The organism is Mycobacterium sp., assembly GCF_019243155.1.
Classification (GTDB): domain Bacteria; phylum Actinomycetota; class Actinomycetes; order Mycobacteriales; family Mycobacteriaceae; genus Mycobacterium.
In genome coordinates this window covers 1-3,576 of record NZ_JAFAUS010000280.1, presented here as the reverse complement: position 1 = coordinate 3,576, position 3,576 = coordinate 1, and the positions used below count along the sequence as shown (strand labels likewise).

At 65.7% G+C, this 3,576-nt stretch carries 2 protein-coding genes; both read right to left on the bottom strand.

The features are described from left to right. Positions 1 to 121 (bottom strand): hypothetical protein (locus JOZ00_RS13885; protein WP_293344530.1); only part of this gene is annotated, 121 nt, incomplete at its 3' end. Continuing rightward, the coding region (gene gltB, locus JOZ00_RS13880; protein ID WP_293344529.1) for a glutamate synthase large subunit at positions 114 to 3,576 on the bottom strand (3,463 nt) is incomplete at its 5' end. The genes JOZ00_RS13885 and gltB, both read right to left, overlap by 8 nt.

Here is a 3,576-nt window from a genome sequence, read left to right as displayed (position 1 = left end):
GCACGGTCTCGTTGTCGAATTCTTCGTAGACCTCGTGCCAGTCCTTCAGCCGCAGCGGGACAGGCCGGCGCTTCGGCAACTCCCGGTGCGTGTATTTCAGGAAGCCTCTTGGATCAGCCATGCGCGGCCGCCATGATCGCCTTGTCGACGTCGATGCCATCGCGTTCGGCCTCGGCGATCGCGTTCAGCACCTTCTTGTAGTCGAGTGGCATCACCTTGAGGAAGTGGCGCTGTTGCCCGCGCCAATCCGCCAGGATCCGTTGGCCGACCGCCGAATCGGTGGCATCGACGTGCGCCTCGATGATGCCGCACAGGAAGTCGACGTCTTCCTCGTCGAGGGCCTCCAACTCGACCATCTCGGCGTTGAGGTTCTCCGGCAGCTCCTCGTCGGGGTCGTAGACGTAGGCCACACCACCTGACATACCGGCGGCGAAGTTGCGGCCGGTGCGGCCCAGGATGACGACGCGGCCGCCCGTCATGTACTCGCAACCGTGGTCGCCTACACCCTCGACCACGGCGTGCGCGCCGGAATTGCGAACCGCGAATCGTTCGCCGACTACACCGCGCAAAAATGCCTCCCCACACGTGGCGCCGAACAGGATCACGTTGCCGCCGATGATGTTTTCCTCGGCCACATAGTCCTGCGGCGCGTTGTCCGATGGTCGCACCACGATCCGCCCACCGGACAAACCCTTGCCGACGTAGTCGTTGGCGTCCCCGTAGACGCGCAAGGTGATGCCCTTCGGGACGAAGGCCCCGAAACTGTTGCCCGCGGACCCGTCGAAGGTGATGTCGATCGTTCCGTCCGGCAGCCCTTGGCCGCCATATGCTTTCGTCACCTCGTGGCCGAGCATGGTCCCCACGGTCCGGTTGACGTTGCTGATCGTGGTGGAGAACCGCACCGGCTTGCCCGAGTCGAGTGCTTCGCGGCTCATCACGATCAACTGCTGATCGAGTGCCTTGTCCAGGCCGTGGTCCTGCCGCGAGCTGCAGTACAGGTCCTGGTTCATGAACGCCGATTCCGGTTCGTGCAGCACCGGCGCCAGATCCAGCTTGTGGGCCTTCCAGTGCGCGCGCGCCAGTGTGGTGTCGAGTGCTCCCACCTGGCCGACGGCCTCGTTGAGTGTGCGGAAGCCCAACTGCGCCATGTATTCCCGGACCTCTTCGGCGATGAACATGAAGAAGTTCTCGACGAATTCGGGCTTACCGGTGAACCGTTCCCGCAGGACCGGGTTCTGGGTGGCGACCCCGACCGGGCAGGTGTCGAGGTGACACACCCGCATCATGATGCAACCGGCCACCACCAGCGGTGCGGTGGCGAAGCCGAATTCCTCGGCGCCGAGCAATGTCGCGATCATCACGTCGCGGCCCGTCTTGAGCTGGCCGTCCACCTGGACCACGATCCGGTCGCGTAACCCGTTGAGCAGCAATGTCTGTTGCGTCTCGGCAAGGCCCAACTCCCACGGCGCGCCGGCGTGCTTCATCGACGTCAGCGGGGTTGCACCCGTGCCGCCGTCGTGGCCCGAGATCAGCACCACGTCGGCGTGGGCCTTGGACACACCCGCCGCCACCGTTCCGACGCCGTTCTCGGAGACCAGCTTGACGTGGACGCGCGCCGCCGGATTGGCGTTCTTGAGGTCGTGGATCAGCTGTGCGAGATCCTCGATGGAGTAGATGTCGTGGTGCGGCGGCGGCGAGATCAGGCCGACGCCGGGGGTGGAGAACCGGACCTTGGCAACCCACGGGTAGACCTTGTGTCCGGGAAGTTGGCCGCCCTCACCGGGTTTGGCGCCCTGCGCCATCTTGATCTGGATGTCGGTGCAGTTCGTCAGGTAGTGCGAGGTGACACCGAACCGGGCGGAGGCAACCTGCTTGATCGCGCTGCGGCGCCAATCACCGTTCGGGTCATGCTCGAAGCGCTTGACGTCCTCGCCGCCTTCTCCGCTGTTGGAGCGGCCGCCCAGGCGGTTCATCGCGATGGCGAGCGTCTCGTGCGCCTCGGCGGAGATCGAGCCGTAGCTCATCGCTCCCGTCGAGAAGCGCTTGACGATTTCGCTGGCGGGCTCGACTTCTTCCAGCGGGATGGCTGGGCGCAGTGCGCCGCGGAACTTGAGCAGGCCACGCAGCGAGGCCATCCGCTCACTCTGGTCGTCGACCAGGCGGGTGTACTCCTTGAAGATCTTGTACTGGCCGGTGCGCGTGGCGTGCTGCAGTTTGAACACGGTCTCCGGGTTGAACAAGTGGTACTCGCCCTCGCGGCGCCACTGGTATTCGCCACCGACCTCGAGTTCACGGTGCGCGCGTTCGTCCTTGCGCTTCAGGTTCGCGAGCCCGTGGCGGGTGGCGACGTCGGCGGCGATGTCTTCCAGGGTGATCCCGCCGATCGGGCAGTTCAGCCCGGTGAAGTATTCGTCGAGGACGTCGTCGGAGATGCCGACCGCCTGGAACAGTTGCGCACCGGTGTAGGACGCCAGCGTCGAGATGCCCATCTTGGACATCACTTTCAGCACGCCCTTGCCGGCGGCCTTCACGTAGTTGTTCAGCGCCGTGTCGCGATCGATGCCGTCGATGACGCCGCGGTCCAGCATGTCCTCGATCGACTCGAACGCCAGATACGGGTTGATCGCCGCCGCTCCACAACCGACCAGCACCGCCATGTGGTGCACCTCGCGGGCGTCACCGGTCTCGACCACCAGGCCGGCGTGCGTGCGGGTCCGGTCGCGCACCAGGTGGTGATGCACACCCGCGACGGCGAGCAGCGACGGGATCGGTGCCATCTGCTCGTCGGAGTCGCGGTCGGACAAGATGATGACCCGCGCGCCCTCCGCGATGGCGGCCGACGCCTGCGCACGCACGTCGTCCATCGCGGCGGCCAGTCCGGCCCCACCCTCGGCGACCGGGTACAGACATCGAATCACCTTGGAGCGCATGCCATGCGGGCGCCCGTTGACCTTGTCGTCGGGGTTGAGATTGATCAGCTTGGCCAGCTCGTGGTTGCGCAGGATCGGCTGCGGCAGCGTGATCTGGTGACACGACTTGTCTTCCGGCGTGAGCAGGTCGCGCTCCCCACCGGTGGTCACCTGCAGGCTGGTCACCACTTCCTCACGGATGGCGTCCAGGGGCGGGTTGGTCACCTGAGCGAAGAGCTGCTGGAAGTAGTCGTAGAGCATCCGCGGCCGCTGAGACAGCACGGCGACGGGAGTGTCGGTGCCCATCGAGCCGAGCGGCTCGGCGCCGGTGCGGACCATCGGCGACACCAGCAGGTTGAGCTCTTCGTAGGTATAGCCGAATGTCAACTGCCGCTGGACAAGTCGCTCGTGCGGCATCCGCACGTAGTCACCCTGCGGCAGGTCAGCGAGCGGTACCAGGTTCTTGTCCAGCCACTCCTGGTACGGATGCTCGGCGGCGAGTTCGGCCTTGATCTCCTCGTCGGAGACGATGCGGCCCTGCGTGGTGTCGACCAGGAACATGCGGCCGGGCTGCAGCCGCATCCGGCGCACCACCTTGGCCGGATCCAGGTCCAGCACGCCGGCCTCGGACGCCATCACCACCAAACCGTCCTCGGTCACCCAGATC